Here is a 16,599-nt window from a genome sequence, read left to right on the forward strand (position 1 = left end):
CACCGGGCGGTCCTGTACGCGGTTCAGTTGGCCGCGGTGTCCGCGACCTGCTCGGTGACGTCCGCGGGGACGCGGGTGGCCGGGGCGGGCTTCGTCGCCGTGAGACTCCCGGTGGAGGCGACGGCGGCCGTGGCCGTGGCGGAGGCCGGGAGAGTGAGCGTGACCGGGAGGCCGTTGGAGATGTTCCAGCCGGAGAGCCTGCCCGCGTACGGGGTACCGACGGTGACGCCGCCCGCAGTGGTCCCGACCGGCGCGGAGCCGTTGACCGCGAGCCCGAACGGCGCCTGGATGGTGACCGCGTTGCCGATGCGGTAGGCGGTCACCTGGCCGGCCTTGAGTGCGGTCTGCCAGGCGGCCCTGCGCTGGAGTTCGATGCCGATGTCCTCCATCCGCAGGTTCACCAAGGGGGTGTTGTCCGCGAACAGGGCCCGGTAGCCGTCGACGACACCGTTGAGGACCGGGTAGGCGAGGCGGTCCTCGGTGAGGTTCGACTGGTGGATGAAGTGCGGCTTGGGGTCGCCCGAGAGCACGTGCCCGAGCACGGCGCGGGTCTCCAGCGGCACGATGTAACTGGTGTACCCGGTGGCCGTGTTGAGGGGTGCCGGCAGGCAGGTGCTGGTGGCCGGGTTGTCCTCGCAGATGCCGCTGCCGCCCTGGGCGCGCTTGGTGTAGATCCAGTTGTACTCGTCGACCTGTTCGGCGGCGCGGCCCGCGTTGTAGAAGACGTTGACGGGGTAGCGCGGGACGGTGAGGGCGGGGCCGAGCTGACGCTGGGCGGGCTCACGGGAGTTGTCCGAGCCGAGCGAGGTGATGCCGTTCAGGCTGAGGGCGAGGGACAGGTTGGGGTTGTCGACCGGCTGCTGCGGCAGCACCTTCATGCCGGAGTGCTCGCCGGTGACCAACTCCTTGGTGTTCAGCGGGAGTCCGTTGGCCTGGCCCCAGGTGCGGTTGGTGGCGATCTCGGTGGAGATGTCGGCCGTGCTGACCCACTTGACGGCGGTGCCCACGGTGTCGCACTTCCAGGGCACCACCGTGATGTTCTGCACACAGCCCAGGAAGGCGTGGGTGTAGGTGTGGTTGATCCAGCGGAACTGGGTCTTCCTGGCGAGGAGCGCGTCGGCCAGGAGGTCCACGTTGTTGTTGTCGGCCCGCTGGTCGACGGTGCCGACCGCGTTGTAGGCCAGGTCGAGGGTGATGCCCTGCCGGGTCTGCCAGTCGGTGGCGAAGGTGACGTCCGCGGGGACCATGCGGATCGGGTCCGGGGTGGCGTTCTGGTTGGTGCAGTCGACGTCGCCGGGCGTGCAGTTGAGGGTGCTGTTCCAGCGGTCGTCGGACGCGAACACGTCGTCCACGTGCACGGCGAAGTAGTTGCGGGTGGCGCCGAGATGGACCCCGCCGGTCATCCACTCCACGATGCCGCGGGCCAGCAGCCGGAACTGCTGCTGGAACTGGTTGTAGACGAAGGTGACGACGAGTTCACGCCGTCCGTCGTGCCGGTACTCGCCCACCAGCGAGCCCCGCGTCGCCTTCCCGGGGATCGCGGCGTCCACGTACGGCGTGAAGTCGGCGCCCGCCGCGGGGGTCGACAGGTAGGCGTAACTCTCGCTCACCGCAGGGTCGTTGTTCTCGAAGGGGACCGGGCCGTCGAGGTAGCCGAAGGGTCCCGCCTTGCCGGCGGTGGTCACCGTGGCCTGTACGCCGTCGACGGTGCCGGAGTAGCCGCCCTGGGCGGCGTCCTGCAGTCCGGCAGCCGGGCGGGCGTAGGTGTACGCGTCGACCTGGGGGATCGCGTACGTCTGCTCGTAGGCCGCGAGCGCCGCCATCTCGGCAGAACCGGCCACGAACGGGTTGTCGTTGGGCAGGACGACGGACTGGAACTTGGCGCGCGGTATGCCGAGCACGGTGTCCGCGAGGAAGGCCGCGTTGATGGTCGGCCGGCCGGCCGCGGTGAGGTCTATCTCGGTGTAGGGCGTGCCGGCGGTGTCGAGTTCCGCCGTGATGGCGTCGATCGCCGGTCCTCCGTCACTCACCACGAGAACCCGCAGGTCCACTCGGGGTACAGGGGCGGCGTGCGCCGTACCGGCGGGGAGGCCGAGCGCGGCGATGAGCGCGCCCGCCGTCAGTACGGCAGTGCGTGTGGTCCGCTTCATGCGGTGAAGTTCCCTCTCCGGGCATGGGGGGTGAGTACGGCTCTCGGGGAGCGGACGTACTCCCTCGCGGGACGCCGGCATCCCGCGAAGGGGCCGGCCGTAACCGCTTTCTGATGCGCCAATGTAGTGGAGAGTCTGTGCACCTCTTGTGTCCGTCTTGTGAACCGTGGCCGAAAATCGCGGGCGCCCAATGGATTGACCGGAAACCAATTCGGACGTTTTCACTTCAGGGGCGCCGATGGGGTGCGCTGAACGTGAGGGATTCGAATGCAGGTCAGCGGGCCATTCCACAGTCAGGCAACCCCGGCGAATCCGCTCACCGAATACCAATGGTCCATACCACAAAAGAGTGTCTGGAACCGGCTGCATATTAGTCTCAAACTCTCGCCGATCATGCCCTGAACAGCAGAAACGGCCCGTCAGATGAACCGACGGGCCGTCACGAGGGAATGCAGGAGTGGGGAGTGAAGTAGCCAAATTACTAAACCGGCACGCAATACGTGCGTTAGTCAGTGGCGTGACAAAGTCGAGCCCGGCTTTTGTTCGCCTGCGAGTAACGGGCGAGCTGATTCCGATGCGAAGGCGGAATTCGCCCGCAGGGCCAGTTCCAGTTCGAAACGGGTCTCTGAATCCTGCAGGGACTCGCCGAACAGTTTCTCCAACTGACGCATGCGATAACGCACCGTCTGCGGATGGATATGCAGTCGCAGGGCGGTGCTGTTGACACTGCTCTCACACTGCAGCCACGCCAATAACGTCTCCGCCAGCCGGTCGCGCTGCGGCGCCGGGATTCCGGCCAGCGGTGCCAGGACCCGGTGCGACAGCGCCCGGACCAACGGTTCGTCCGCGTAGAGGATCAGCGTCGCGAGGTGGTCGGCGCACCGGAGCACGCCCTCGCCCGGCAGGACACCGCGCCGCATGAGCGAGAGGGCTCGGGCGGCCAGGCGTAAGGAGTCCGCGGTCTGCGCGAGCGGGACCGTCGGCCCGACCGCGGCGGGCCGGCCCCGCAGCGCCGAGGCGAGAGCGTGTCCGCGCGAGGAGCCGGGCACGTCCGGGTCCGGGATGACGAGGCGCGCCGGGCGGGCGGTCATGTCGGCCAACACCGCGGTGGGCAGCAGTAGTTCGTCACCCTGCTGCTGCTCGGTGCCCCCCACCGCTATGACGGCGACCCGCTGCGGCAGGGGCCAGCTCGCGGTGCGGGCGAGTTCCGCGACGGCCTCCGCGGAGGCGGGTGGATCGGCGAACAGCAGGTCCAGCAGACGCATGCGGCGTCGTTGCAACTCGCCCGTGCTGCGCAGCTGAGCCTCGGTGTGGCCCTCGGTGGCCGCCTGCATGATCTCGTGCATATGGGTGAAGCCCGCGTCCGCGAGTGCGGCCACCTCACTCGAATCCAGCTCAAGCTCCTCGGCGGCTTTCATCATCCGCCGCCAGGCAGCCCGTCCACCGAGCCGGAGCGCGGCCTGGAGCACTTCGAGACCGCGCCCTTCGCCGGCTTCGCCACGCCCGATCGCCTGGTAGGTGTGGACGACGTGTCCCCCCTCCCGGCCGGTGTCGGCGATGCGGTCCACGAAGAGGGTCAGGGCCTGGCGGACTCCGGCTCTGATCGTCCGCACGTAGGCGTCGTCGGCCGGTCTTGTGTACTCGGGTACCTGAAGCTGTACCTCGCGCGCCACCTCCGCGGCTATGTCGTCGAGATGGGGGCGCAGAAATTCTGCCAGTCGCTGAGGAACGGCGACGAAAGGATCCATGTGGCGTGCTCCTACCGCTCGGTCAAGGCGGTCCGAACGATGACGATATCCCCGGCTGAACTCCGTTGCCCTGTCCGCGAGTTACAAGGTGGAGCTTCGATTTTGTCCGTGCGTGACAAACCCGGTACGGGTCAGGCCGGCAGCCCGAGTGCACCGGCGAGAACCGGCCACGAGGTGGCGAACTCCCGCTTCCAGTCGCTCCATTGGTGGCCGCCGCCCTGATACAGGTGCTGGGTGGACGGGACGCCCAGTTGCCCGAGTGCGGTGACGAAGCTCTGCGTGGAGGGTGCCACCAGACTTTCCAGGACCCCGGGCAGCAGAGAGCCGATGCCGCTGCTGATGAGCTGCGCAAGCGCGAGGATGGTGCCGAGCCCTCCGTTGAGACTGCCGCTGCCGACGGAGATGTAGAGCGCGGTGCCGCGCAGTGCGCTCGCGTGCGTCAGGGGGTTGAAGTCCTGCCAGGTGGCGGAGTTGAGCGTCGGGTCGCCCCACAGTGACAGGGGGTTGAGGCTCTCCCGTCCCACGATCGCCTCGATGATCGTCGGCATCGTCGTCGTGGTGGTGTCGGGGATGCCGCTGTACGACGCGGCGGCCACGAACGTTCCCGGGTGGCGGGCCGCGTGTGCCATGGCGCCGTATCCGCCGGTCGAGACCCCGGCGACGGCCTGCACGGTGGAGGCCCGGTACCCGGCGCGCAGGACCGCGGGCACTTCCTGGAGCTGGAAGGTCTCGTAGTCGAGGCCGGTCTGCCAGCGGGTGGGGATGCCGGTGGGCCCTCCGTCCGGCATGGCGACGATCAGGTCCCGGTTCGCGGTGAACGCCTCGATGTCGGTCTCGCGCGTCCACGAGTTGTAGTCGTCGTGCGCGCCGTGCAGCAGATAGAGCACCGGCCAAGTGCGGCTGGGCTGTGCGGCGTACGAGGTCGGCAGGATGATCCGTACGGGTGCGGTGCGGCCCAGTGCGGCGGAGGGAACGCCCAAGTCGTAGGTGCGGGACCCTAGTTGGGTGACGGTGACGTCGGCGGCCGAGGCTCTCCACGCCCCGGTGAGCACGCCCGCGACACCGAGCGCGGCGGCCTTGGCGACGGTGCGACGGGACAGACCTTGGCGGGGAACGGGTGGACGATCGGACATGGCGGGCGGCTCCTTGTGAAGTGACGTTGGGGAGCGTGGTGTTCAGCCGAGCATCCGGTTGAGGTGGTCGGCGATCGCCTGGGCGTGCGGCGGGTCGAGGAGCGACAGGTGGTGTCCGGGGATGCGCACGATCTCCAGGTCCGGGCACAGCTCGTCCCAGCCGAGGGCGTCGTCCGTGCGCTCGTACGCCGGGTCGCGCACCGTGTGCGGGGCGGGCTCGGTGGCGCGGTAGAGGATCACCCTCCCGTCGTAGGAGCGGGGGGTGTGTGCCTCGCCGGTCCGCAGGTCCAGGTAGGAGGCGCGCTGGTGACGGAGCGCGGCGGGCGGGATGTCCGCGACCGAACTCAGCGTCTCCAGTACCAGGTCGATGCGGCCCCGGTCGTCGAGATCGGCCAACTCCGAGTAGGGAAGGTCGAGTTGTACGTCAAAGGTGCGGGACGCGTACGCGGCGAATCCTTCGAAGTGCTCCCGCGCCACGTCCCATGCCGTCCGTCCGAGCGGTCGGGGCAGCGGACGTACGGCGTCGATGAGCACCACCGCCTCAGGGGGTGCGAATTCGGCGGCGAGCAGCCGGGCGGTCTCCTGGGCGACGAACCCGCCGAACGACCATCCACCGATCCAGTAGCGACCGTCGGGCCACGCCTTCCGGATCGCCTCCGCGCACAGCCTCGCCTTCTCGGCGACGGTGTCCGCCTCCTCGACACGGTCCAGCCCGTACACCGGCACGTCCGGTGCCAACAGCCCGGCAAGCGGCCGGTAGACGTCCGGGGTGCCGCCGGCCGCGTGGGCCAGGATCAGTGGAGGGCGGTCGCCTGCCGGGCGCAGCGCGCGCAGGGGGTACGGCACCCGTCGGCCGGCCCGGACGGACACGATCGCGGCGGGCGGGGGCCGGTCTGCCGACAGGTCGTGGTGCGCAACGCGAGCGATCGCGTCGGCGGCGGCCTGGACTGTGTCGGCCCGCATCAGGTCGCGAGTCGAGGGCGCGGCACCGAACTCGCGCTCGACGGCCGCGCGCAGGCGGACGACCATGAGCGAGTCGAGGCCGAGGTCGGTGAGCGGGGTGTCGGGGGTGATCCGCTCCGGCAAGTGGCCTGCGACGGCGGCGATTTGGCGGATGAGCCGCTCGGTGACCGTGCCTTCGACGGCCAACGGGACTGGCGCGGACGGCAGTTCAGGGAGTCCGCGCCCGCCGTCCGGGAGAGGCTGCTCGGCCGTCCACCAGTGGCGGGTGTGGCGCCAGGTCGGGAGGGGGACGTCGATGACCTCGCCGTGCGGGTGGAGGAGTCGGGTCGGGAGGGGGTGGCCCGCAGCGTGCAGGGCGGCCAGTTGGAGGCGGAAGGTGAGGGCTGGTTCGTTGCCTCTGCGCAGGGTGGGCAGGTGGAGGGCGTCGGGCAGGGTCTCGGCGAGGGCGTGCAGGAGCACGGGGTGCGGGGAGATCTCGATGAACGCGGTGTGCCCGTCGGCCGCGGCGGCGGCCAGCGCACCGGCGAGCCGGACCGGGCGGCGCAGGTTCTCCGCCCAGTGCCCGGCGTCGAAGACGCAGGGTCGGGTGGGGTCGTCGTGGACGGTGGAGTAGACGCGGACGGTGCCGCCGCTCCGGCCCCCGATCCCACCGAGGGCGGCGGTCAGTTCGGGCAGCAGCGGTTCGACCTGGGGCGAGTGCCCGGCGCCCCGGACGGGCATGGCGCGGGTTTCGTGGCCCTGTGCGGCCAGATGCTCGACGAACCGCGCGACGGCGGCTGCCTCGCCGGTGACGATCTTCTGTGCGGGCGACGAGTCCACGGCGAGGTGCACACCGGGGAACTCCCGCTCCAGGTTGCCGAGTTCGTCGTCGGTCAGGTCCACGACGGCCATCGATCCGCCGCTCAGTGTGGCGAGCAGCCGGGATCGTACGGCGATGACGTGGGCGCCCTCGGCGGGGTCGAGCGCCCCGGCGACGACTGCCGCCGCGACCTCGCCCATGGAGTGTCCGATGACGGCGGCGGGTTCGACGCCGTAGGAGCGCCAGAGTTCGGCGAGTGCCAACTGGGTTCCGTAGAGGAGGGGTTGGGTGGTCTCCACCTGTCGTAGGTCGTCGTCCGTGCAGTCGTCGAGCATTTCGTACAGGGAGATGCCGCACGCGGCCGCGAGCACCGGTTCGAGTTTCTCCACTGCGGCGGCGAACGCGGGCTCGCGAACGAGCAGTTGACGTCCCATCGCGGCCCATTGGGTGCCGTAGCCGGAGAAGACCCAGACCGGGCCGGGCCCGAGTCGGTCCCGGTCGCCGGTGCTGACGCGCGGGTGGGGGTGGCCGACCGCCAGCGCGCGCAGTGCGGTGGTGAGGGCGTCGCGGTCGTGGGCGACGACGGCCGCGCGGGCGGGGCCGCGGCCGGTGCGTCCGGCGAGTGTGCGTCCGATGTCCTGGAGTCGGGCGGCGCTGCCGGCGGGTGTGTCGAGCCAGTCGGCGAGTCCGGCGGCGGTGTCCCGGACCCGGGCCGGGTCGGCGTCGCTGAGCTGCAACAGACCTGCGGATCCATGGGTGTTGAGGGCGCGTTCGGCGGGCCGGGTGGGCTGCCACTCCTCCAGTACGGCGTGCGCGTTGGTGCCGCCGAAGCCGAAGGAGGAGACTCCGGCGGTCGCGGTGCCGCCGTAGCGGGGCCAGGGTTCGGGTTCGGTGACCACCCGCAGCCGCTCGTCGTCCAGAGCGGGCCGGTCGCAGTGCAACGAGCCGGGGATGATGCCGTGGTGGAGTGCGAGGACGGTTTTGACCAGCCCCGCGACTCCGGCGGCTGCCTCCAGGTGACCGAGGTTGCTCTTGACCGAGCCGAGGAGCAGGGGCTGGTCCGGGTGGCGGTCGCGGCCCAGGACGTCGGCCAGCGCACCCGCTTCGATGGGGTCGCCGAGGGGCGTGCCTGTGCCGTGCGCCTCGACGTAGTCCACGGTCGCCGGATCGAGGCCGGCTCGCGCGTAGGCCGCTTCCAGGAGAGCGCGTTGGGCCGTCGGGTTGGGTGCCATGAGGCCGTTGGAGCGGCCGTCGGAGTTGACGGTGGTGGCCGTGATGACCGCGAGGACCCTGTCGTCGTCGCGCAGCGCGTCGCTGAACCGCTTGAGCACCACTACGGCGCAGCCCTCGGCGCGGCCGATGCCGTCGGCGGACTGGGAGAACGGCTTGCACCGGCCGTCGGGCGCCAGGGCTCCGGCGCGGCCGAACGCGACGGTGACGGCAGGTGAGAGCAGCACATTGGCGCCGGCGGCGAGCGCCGTGTCGCATTCGCCGCCGCGCAATGCGGTGCAGGCCTGGTGGACGGCGACGAGCGAGGAGGAGCAGGCGGTGTCGACGGCGATGCTCGGGCCGCGCAGGTCGTACACGTAGCTGAGCCTGCCCGCCGAGACCGAGGTGGCGGCTCCTGTGGTCGCCCAGGGGTCGACGGTCGCCGGGTCGGCGCCGGTGAGGTGGCCGTAGTCGTGGGCCGAGACGCCGACGAAGACTCCGGTGGCGGTGCCCGCCAGGGACGCGGCGGGGATGGCCGCGTGGTCGAGGGCTTCCTGGGTGACCTCCAGCAGCATGCGCTGCTGCGGGTCCATCGCGTCGGCCTCGCGCGGGGAGATGTGGAAGAAGGTGGAGTCGAACCCGGTGAGAGTGGCGTCGTCGAGGTATCCGCCCCAGGTGTTGGCGTCCGGCGGGACCTGCATGGCGAAGTCCCGCCAGCGTCCCTCGGGCACCCGGCCTATGGCGTCGGCGCCCTCGACGAGCAGCCGCCAGTAGTCAGCGGGTCCTCGCACACCGCCGGGGAGGCGACAGCCGACGCCGACCACGGCGACCGGTTCGTCGTCGTCGACGGCGATCTCCCGGGGGACGAACGCGGTCTCCGGGACGGGCTCCAGGCTGTTACTGAGCAGAGCGACCAGACCGTCGACGGTCGACGTCTCCCACAGCAGGGTGGGGGGCAGTTCCCGGCCGAGTGCGTGGGAGAGCTCGGCGGCGATCACGACCGCGTCGCGGGAGGACATCCCCAGCTCGGCCAGCGGGCGGTCCACGGCGATATCCGCGCCGGGGACCCCGGACCAGTGGGCGATCCGTTCGAGGACCAGGCGCCGCAGGTCGGCGGAGTCGGCCGGGATCGCGCTCATTCCGTGCCTCGCTCGGCGCGCTCGTAGGCGCCGTCGAGGTAGCGGGCGCGGGTCAGCGTGCGGGAGATCTTGCCGCTGGAGGTCCGGGGCACTGTGCCGGGTGGGAGGAGCCGCACGTCGGCCAGTCGCAGGCCGTGCCGGGCGGAGACGGCCGCGCGCACGGCGGCGGCGACCTCCTTGGGGTCACGGGCCGGTGCGTCCAAACCGCGTACGTGCTCCGCGACGATCACGGCGCCCTCCGCCGCGATGGTGGCCCCGGCGCCGGGGACGTGCCCGGCGGGCACCGCGAAGGCCGCCAGGCGGTCGGGGCGTATCGCCAGGTGGGCGGCCTGTGCGGTGTTCTCGACGTCCTGCGGGTAGTGGTTGCGTCCGTCGACGATGATCAGGTCCTTCAGACGACCGGTGACCAGGAGCTGTCCGTCGAGCACCGTGCCGAGGTCGCCGGTGCGCAGCCAGTGGCCGGGAGCGTGCGCGAGCCGGGCCTGGAAGGTCTTGCGGGTCTGCGGACCGTGCTCCAGATAGCCACGCCCGATGTTGGGGCCCTGCACCCAGATCTCACCCACCTCTCCCGCGGGCAGCACGGTGGCGGTGACGGGGTCGACGATGCGTACCGCCTGGCCGACGGGTTCGCCGCAGGCGGCGAGCAGAACGGCGGCGGGGTCACCGGGCGGGACGGGCAGGGCCTTTCCGGCCGCCAGTGCCTCGCGGTCCAGGGCGTAGCGGCGCAACGGCTGTCCGGGCCGGTGCGCGCTGACGAAGACGGTGGCTTCGGCGAGACCGTAGGACGGGCAGTGGACGTCGGCCGGAAGGCCGTGTCCGGCGAAGGCGGCGCCGAAGCGATCGGCGGTTTCGGGCCGTACGGGTTCGCTGCCGTTGACGAGCGCGGCGATCCGGTCCAGCCGTAGCCCGGCCTTGTCCTCCTCAGTGACGACGGCCGCGCAGTAGTCGTACGCGAAGTTCGGTGCAGCGCTGAGGGCATTGGGGTGCTCGGACAGCAACTGCAGCCAGCGGGCGGGTCGTTGGAGGAAGGCGAGGGGATCCATCAGGACGGACAGCAGTCCGCGTACGACGGGAGTGGCGACGCTGAGCACCAGTCCCATGTCGTGGTAGAGCGGCAGCCAACCGACCATGGTGAGACGGCGGTCGTCGGCGCCGTACGCGGTGAGCGCCTGGCAGGCGTTGGCGACGACGTTCGCGTGCGAGATCTCGACCCCGGTGGGGAACCGGGTCGATCCGGAGCTGTATTGGAGGTAAGCGGTCGACTGCTCGTCCAGAGCGGGCGGTTGCCATGCGTCGGCCTGGTCGTCGGAGACGAAATCGGTGACGATCAGGCGGTGGCGCAGGCCGTGCGCGTCCAGGAAAGTGCCTACGGTCTCGGCCGCGGCGCTGGTGGTGAGTACCGCCGAGGGCCGCGCATCGTCCAGGACTCCGGCCAGGCGGTCGCCGTGTCCGGGCAGATCGGGGGTGAACATGGGTACGGCGACGGTGCCGGCGGTCAGCGCGGCGAGAAAGCCGATGACGTATTCGGTGCCCTGGGGACAGAGAACGGCGACGCGCTCGCCGGGAGCCACGGTGTCCGCGAGCCGGGCGGCGACCGCCCGGGTCCGTACGTCGACGCGCTGCCAGGTGAGGGTGCGGTGGCTGCCCCGTAACCCGGAGGAAGCGTGGTCGACGAAGGTGAACGCGGGGCGGATGGGGGCGTGTTGGGCCCAGTGTGCGAGGTAGGCGGGGAGCGTGGTCGGGCGGTCCGGTGCTGCTGAGGTTGTGCCGGGGGCGTGCGGAAGGGCGCGCGCGGGCATGGGGGAACTCCTCACGTCACAAGTGGTGTCCCCGTCCGGGGTGATGCGGTTACGGCTTCGCTTCACTCACAGCGGGATGTTGCCGTGCCGCCGCTCGGGGACGGCGGCACGTTTGGTGCGCAGCGTGTGCAGGGCCCGGGTGATGTGCGCCCGGGTGGTGCTCGGCGCGATGACCGCGTCGATGTAGCCGCGTGCGGCAGCCGCGTAGGGGGTGGCCCAGGCCGTCTCGTACTCCTCCACGAGCTTCGCCCTCAGGTCCGCCGCGGCCTGCTCGCCGACCGAGGCCGCCGCGGCGAGTTCGCGCCGGTGCAGGACGGTGACCGCGCCCTCGGACCCCATCACGGCGATCCTGGCGGTGGGCCAGGCGAGGTTGACGTCGGCTCCCAGGTGTTTGGAGCCCATGACGGCGTATCCGCCGCCGTAGGCCTTGCGGACCACGACGGTGACCTTGGGGACGGTGGCCTCGGCGTAGGCGTACAGCAGTTTGGCGCCGCGCCGGATGATCCCCGTCTGTTCTTGTTGAGTCCCCGAGAGGTAGCCGGGAACGTCGGCGAAGGTCAGCAGCGGGATGCCGAACGCGTCGCAGAAGCGGACGAAGCGAGCGGCCTTTTCGGAGGCGTCGATGTCGAGCGCGCCGGCACCGTGCAGGGGCTGGTTGGCGACGACTCCGACGGAACGGCCCTCGACCCGGGCCAGTGCGCAGAGGATGTTGGGCGCGAACAGCTCGTGCACCTGGAGCAGTTCACCGTCATCGACGACCGTACGCAGGATCTCGCGCATGTCGTACGCCGTCTCGGGCCGGTCGGGGATGAGACCGTCCAGGCGCAGGTCGTCGGGGGTGGGTTCGAGAGTGCGGGGTGTGAAGGCGTACTCGGGCGAACTGTCGCGGTTGTTCGCCGGAAGGTAGCCGAGCAGAACGCGGACGATGTCCAGGGCATCGTCCTCGTCCTCGGCGAGGAAGTGGGCGTTGCCGTTCCCAGAGTTGTTGGTGCGGGCGCCGCCCAACTCCTCGGCCGTCGTCCGCTCCCCGGTCACGGCTTCGATGACGTCCGGGCCGGTGACGAACATGTGCGAGGTGCCGTCGACCATGACGGTGAAGTCGGTGATGGCCGGCGAGTAGGCGGCACCGCCCGCGCACGGGCCCATGATCACGGAGATCTGCGGGATGACACCCGAGGCCTGGACGTTGCGCCGGGCCAGTTCGGCGTAGAGGGCGAGCGAGGCGACGCCCTCCTGGATGCGGGCGCCACCGGAGTCGTTGAGGCCGATGACCGGGCAGCCGATCTTCAGAGCGAGGTCCACCGTGCCGACGACCTTCTCCCCGCACGCCTCGCCCACGCTGCCGCCGTGGACAGTGGCGTCCTGCGCAAAGACACACACCTGACGCCCGCCGACGGTGCCGGAGCCGGTGACCACACCATCGCCGTACGCCGCGTCGTCGCTCCCGCTGCGGGCGCGTACCAACGCGCCGGTCTCGACGAAGGAACCCTGGTCCAGCAACCTCGCGACGCGTTCACGGGCCGTGAGCCGACCACGAGCCCTCTGCCGGGCGACGGCCGACGCGGAGCCACCCGCCAGGGCCTGCCGGTGCCGGACGGAGAGATCCGCGAGTCGTGCCGCCGTGCTTCGTACAGCGGGCGCAGTCTCAGGCGCAGACGATCCCAGGGTTTCCGCAGTCGAGGTCACAGCCACCTCCATCGGGGCTTGTGAGCATGGCAGTTGAGCGGGGTGCGGTCTTCCTTTCTGCCGCCAATGTGAAGTTGTTGAGTGACTGGGGGCCCGCGTTCATAGATGGACTACAAGCGGACGGCGGTGGTCACGTCTGGGGGTGTCGTGGATCAACGCCAGCTCCGTGATCTCGTGGTGAGGCCATGTGGTGAGTTCGGCGGGCTGGACCGTGTCTTCGGCGAATCGGTCGGGTGGCGGCAGATCTGGGATCTTCCGGTACTCACCCTCGCGGCGCCCCAGCTTGCCCTTCGCACCGCTCTCTCGACAGCCTTCCGTGCTACGGCCGAGCCGTCACCACGGCCGAGGGCCCGCCTCCGAGGACGGCGAACTCCACGACGGCCAGCGAAAGTTCCTCGATGCGCAGAGCCTCCAGTGCGGGTTCTGCACGGCCGACTTCATGATGGCGCGGCCGCTCTGAACGAAGGCCACAATCGCTCTCGCACTGCCTGCCATCACGCCCTCTCACCCCGCTCCTGACCTTCAACTACGCGCCGGAGAGGCGAAAGAACGGCAAATTCGACCCGGATTCGACCCCACGGCCTCTCAACGCGGAAACGATCAAGATTGATCTGCGGCGATACAACTTCTGCCGGTGTACTGCCAGTTCATGGCACAACAGTCGATAGAAAATGCCCAAAGCCGCCACATAACGCAAAGCGGAAGCGCCGAGGGAGACGCAACCCACCGACGGAAACGCTCAGCGAAGTCGCCGGCCCAGCGCACTCCTGATTTCACTCCCACAGACGAGCACCCGCCCTGAGCAGGCAGTTTCCCCAGCCCCTTCCGTGAGGCGGAAGAGGTATTGCGCTCCCGTGACGCTCTTCCGGACGATGTCGCCATCACCCAACGACGGGAGCCGCAGCCATGCCACACATGACGAGTTTCGCCAGGAACCAGTGGTACGTCGCCGCCTACAGCCACGAGGTCGGCCGTGACCTGCTCGGCCGGACGATCCTCGGCGAGCCGCTCGTCTTCTACCGCACCGAGGACGACGGCACCGCCGTGGCGCTGCACGACCGGTGTGTGCACCGCAGGTTCCCGCTCTCCGAGAGCCGGCTCGACGGGGACCGGATCGTGTGCGGGTACCACGGGTTCACGTACGACACGACGGGCAGCTGCGTGTACGTGCCGGGGCAGAAACGCATCCCCCGCACCGCCCGCGTCGCCTCGTACCCGGTGGTCGAGCAGGACGCGCTGGTCTGGGTGTGGATCGGCGACCCGGCCCTCGCCGATCCGCAGGTCATCCCCCGGGCCCCGCACCTCGCCTCCCCCGAGTGGGTCACCGTCAGCGGCATGGAGCCGATCGACGCCGACTACGGCCTCCTCGTCGACAACCTCCTCGACCTCTCCCACGAGACGTATCTGCACGGCGGTTACATCGGTTCCCCCGAGGTCGCCGAGACGCCGATCACCACGGAGGTGGACGAGGGCGCCGGTGTCGTACGGGTGAGCCGGCACATGGGCGACGCCGAGTGCCCGCCGTTCTACGCCAAGTCCACCGGCATACAGGGGCGGATCACCCGCTGGCAGGACATCGAGTACCACGCACCCTGCCTCTACCTCCTGCACAGCCGCATCGCCCCGGTCGGCGTGCTCCCCGAGGAGGACGGCAGCGACCCGAACGGCTTCCACACCGAGATCACCTACGCCATCACGCCCTCCTCCGACGGCAAGGTGTACGACTTCTGGGCGGTCTCGCGCGACTGGGCCACGGACGACGCCGAGGTCACCGAGTTCCTGCGGGGCAACAACCACACCGTGGTCATGCAGGACGTGGACGCGCTCAACCTCCTTCAGCGGACGCTGGGTTCGGAGCGCGCCGGCTATCAGGAGCTGAGCATCAACATCGACACCGGCGGTCTCGCCGCGCGCCGTATCCTCGCCCGGCTGGTCGAGGAGGGCGCCAAGCCGGTGGAGAAGGTCCAGTGACCGCTCCGACCGGCGAGGTCTACCGCATCGACTGGCTGCCGGGCACCGACATCCTGCACGGCACCTGCCACTGCGGCCGCGAGCACACGTCGCAGGATCCGATCGAGATGTGGGAGTGGATGCTCGCCCACCCCCGGGGCCACTCGGTCGACGAGCCGCAAGGAACAGGGTCATGACCGCGCACGAAGCCGAACTCGCCGTCGGGCATGGCGAGTTCGTAGCCGAGAACGAACTCGTCGCCGACCGGCAGGAGTTCGCGGCCGACACCGAACTCGTCGTCGAAAGGCGGGAGTTCGCGGCCGACGGCGTGCTCGCCCTCACCCTGCGCCACCCGCTCGGCGAGCAACTGCCGGTCTGGGAGCCGGGCGCGCACATCGACGTCGTGCTCGGTCCCGGACTGGAGCGCCAGTACTCGCTGTGCGGCGACCCGGCGGACCGTACGGCGTGGCGGATCGCGGTGCTGCGGGAGCCGGACGGGCGGGGCGGATCGGCGTATGTGCACGAGCAGTTGGGGCAGGGCGACAAGGTGCGGGTGCGCGGACCGCGCAACCACTTCCGCCTGGAGCCCGCCCCGCGCTACCGCTTCGTCGCGGGCGGTATCGGCATCACCCCACTCCTGCCGATGCTGGCCGCGGCGGAGGCGGCGGGCGCGGAGTGGAGCCTGCTCTACGGCGGTCGCACCCGCAAGTCCATAGCCTTCACCGAGGAGTTGAGCCGCTACGGCGACCGCGTCACCGTCGCTCCGCAGGACGAGGCCGGACTGCTCGACCTGCCGTCCGTCCTGGACGACGTGCCCGAGGGCACCCTCGTCTACTGCTGCGGTCCTGGGCCACTGCTCGACGCGGTCGAAGCACGCTGCCCCAGCGGCATCCTGCACATGGAGCGCTTCCAGCCGAAGGCCCAAGAGGCGGGCGCCGACAGCGAGTTCGAGGTGGTGTTGGAGCGGAGCGCAAAGACCGTCACCGTCCCGGTGGGCGTGTCCGTGCTCGACACCGTGCGGGCCGCCGGGGTCGAGGTGCTGTTCTCCTGCACCGAGGGCACCTGCGGGACCTGCGAGACCGATGTGCTCGACGGCACCCCGGACCACCGGGACTCGGTGCTGAGCGAGGAGGAGCGGGCGGCCGGCGAGACCATGCTCATCTGTGTCTCGCGCTGCCTGGGGAAGCGGCTCGTGCTCGATCTGTGATCCGCAGATCGTCGTCGATGAGCGCCACCGCCGCCAGCAACTGGGGCAGCAGGTCCCGCCGTACGGCCTCGGCGGAGTGCCGGCCGGCGTGCGCCCCGACGCTCACGCCGGCGACCACCGCGCCGTCCCGGTCCCGCACCGGGGCGGCGACCGATCTGAGGCCCTCCTCCAGTTCCTCGTCGACGAGTGCGTACCCCTCGTGCCGTATCCGGTGAAGTTCCTTGCGCAGTACGTCGGTTGACGGTCGGGCGTCCGTCTCCCCGGTCGGCAGGTGGGCGAGGAGCACCCGGCCCGCGGCGGTGGCACGCGCGGGGTGGCGGGTGCCCACGGTGATCGTGGCGGCCAGGACGCGGCGGGCCGGGAGACAGGCGACGTGGACGACGTCGTCGCCGTCGAGGACGCACAGGGACGCCGACTCCCCTGTCCGCGCGACGAGTTGCTCCAGATGCGGGGCGACGATCTGCGGCAGGGTGGAGCCCGCGAGGTAGGAGTAGCCCAGCTCCAGGACGCGTGGGGTGAGCCGGAAGAGGCGTCCGTCGGACTGGACGTAGCCGAGGTCGGCCAGGGTCAGCAGCAGCCGGCGGGCGGCGGCGCGGGTCAGCTCGCAGGCACGGGCCACCTCGCTGAGCGTACGGGCGGGATGCTCGGCGTCGAAGGAGCGGATGACGGCGAGGCCGCGCTCGAAGGACCTCACGAAGTGCGGTGCGCGGACTACCGCAGGCATCGTCGCCTCCAGACGGACGCACGGGGTGCGCTCCGGGAGCACGGTAGAAGCGCATTTCGATAACTGTCAACAATTTTGTTAGCCAAACCATT

10 protein-coding genes are annotated in these 16,599 nt (G+C 70.4%); 3 read left to right on the forward strand and 7 right to left on the reverse strand.

Annotated features, from left to right (window positions below; all coding sequences use genetic code 11):
- Positions 1-23: 23 nt before the first annotated feature.
- From OH768_RS09420 to OH768_RS09445, 6 genes are all read right to left on the reverse strand, one after another.
- The gene (locus tag OH768_RS09420; RefSeq protein ID WP_406451952.1) at positions 24-2,150 is read right to left on the reverse strand and encodes a hypothetical protein; all 2,127 of its coding nucleotides are present in this window, start codon (positions 2,148-2,150) and stop codon (positions 24-26) included.
- 509 nt (positions 2,151-2,659) lie between these two features.
- Positions 2,660-3,898 carry a PucR family transcriptional regulator gene (locus tag OH768_RS09425; protein ID WP_406451954.1) on the reverse strand — a complete coding sequence of 413 codons (1,239 nt, stop codon included), beginning with the start codon at positions 3,896-3,898 and terminating at the stop codon, positions 2,660-2,662.
- Between the two features lie 131 nt (positions 3,899-4,029).
- Positions 4,030-5,031 carry an alpha/beta hydrolase gene (locus tag OH768_RS09430; RefSeq protein ID WP_406451956.1) on the reverse strand — a complete coding sequence of 334 codons (1,002 nt, stop codon included), beginning with the start codon at positions 5,029-5,031 and terminating at the stop codon, positions 4,030-4,032.
- A 42-nt stretch (positions 5,032-5,073) separates the two neighbouring features.
- Positions 5,074-9,141: a beta-ketoacyl synthase N-terminal-like domain-containing protein gene (locus tag OH768_RS09435; RefSeq protein ID WP_406451958.1), complete on the reverse strand. Its 4,068-nt coding sequence runs from the start codon at positions 9,139-9,141 to the stop codon at positions 5,074-5,076.
- Positions 9,138-10,940: a fatty acyl-AMP ligase gene (locus OH768_RS09440; protein WP_406451960.1), complete on the reverse strand. Its 1,803-nt coding sequence runs from the start codon at positions 10,938-10,940 to the stop codon at positions 9,138-9,140. Before OH768_RS09440 ends, OH768_RS09435 begins: the two co-directional genes overlap by 4 nt.
- Before the next feature lie 66 nt (positions 10,941-11,006).
- Positions 11,007-12,626, reverse strand: coding sequence for an acyl-CoA carboxylase subunit beta (locus tag OH768_RS09445; RefSeq protein ID WP_406451962.1), 1,620 nt, complete (start codon positions 12,624-12,626; stop codon positions 11,007-11,009).
- 906 nt (positions 12,627-13,532) lie between these two features.
- Here OH768_RS09445 and OH768_RS09450 point away from each other — a divergent pair.
- Genes OH768_RS09450 through OH768_RS09460 form a run of 3 tightly spaced genes read left to right on the forward strand, consistent with a single transcriptional unit; the run spans position 13,533 to position 15,783 of the window.
- Positions 13,533-14,597: a Rieske 2Fe-2S domain-containing protein gene (locus tag OH768_RS09450; RefSeq protein WP_406451964.1), complete on the forward strand. Its 1,065-nt coding sequence runs from the start codon at positions 13,533-13,535 to the stop codon at positions 14,595-14,597.
- Positions 14,594-14,773, forward strand: coding sequence for a hypothetical protein (locus tag OH768_RS09455; protein WP_406451966.1), 180 nt, complete (start codon positions 14,594-14,596; stop codon positions 14,771-14,773). Before OH768_RS09450 ends, OH768_RS09455 begins: the two co-directional genes overlap by 4 nt.
- The gene (locus tag OH768_RS09460) at positions 14,770-15,783 is read left to right on the forward strand and encodes a PDR/VanB family oxidoreductase (protein WP_406451968.1); all 1,014 of its coding nucleotides are present in this window, start codon (positions 14,770-14,772) and stop codon (positions 15,781-15,783) included. The genes OH768_RS09455 and OH768_RS09460 overlap by 4 nt, the downstream gene beginning before the upstream one ends.
- On the opposite strand, the gene OH768_RS09465 is transcribed toward OH768_RS09460, so the two are convergent.
- On the reverse strand, positions 15,734-16,507 hold the full coding sequence (locus OH768_RS09465; RefSeq protein WP_406451970.1) for an IclR family transcriptional regulator C-terminal domain-containing protein: 774 nt from the start codon (positions 16,505-16,507) through the stop codon (positions 15,734-15,736). The two genes, OH768_RS09460 and OH768_RS09465, sit on opposite strands and share 50 nt — an antisense overlap.
- Positions 16,508-16,599 lie beyond the last annotated feature (92 nt).

It is taken from the genome of Streptomyces sp. NBC_01622, from assembly GCF_045209635.1.
GTDB lineage: Bacteria > Actinomycetota > Actinomycetes > Streptomycetales > Streptomycetaceae > Streptomyces.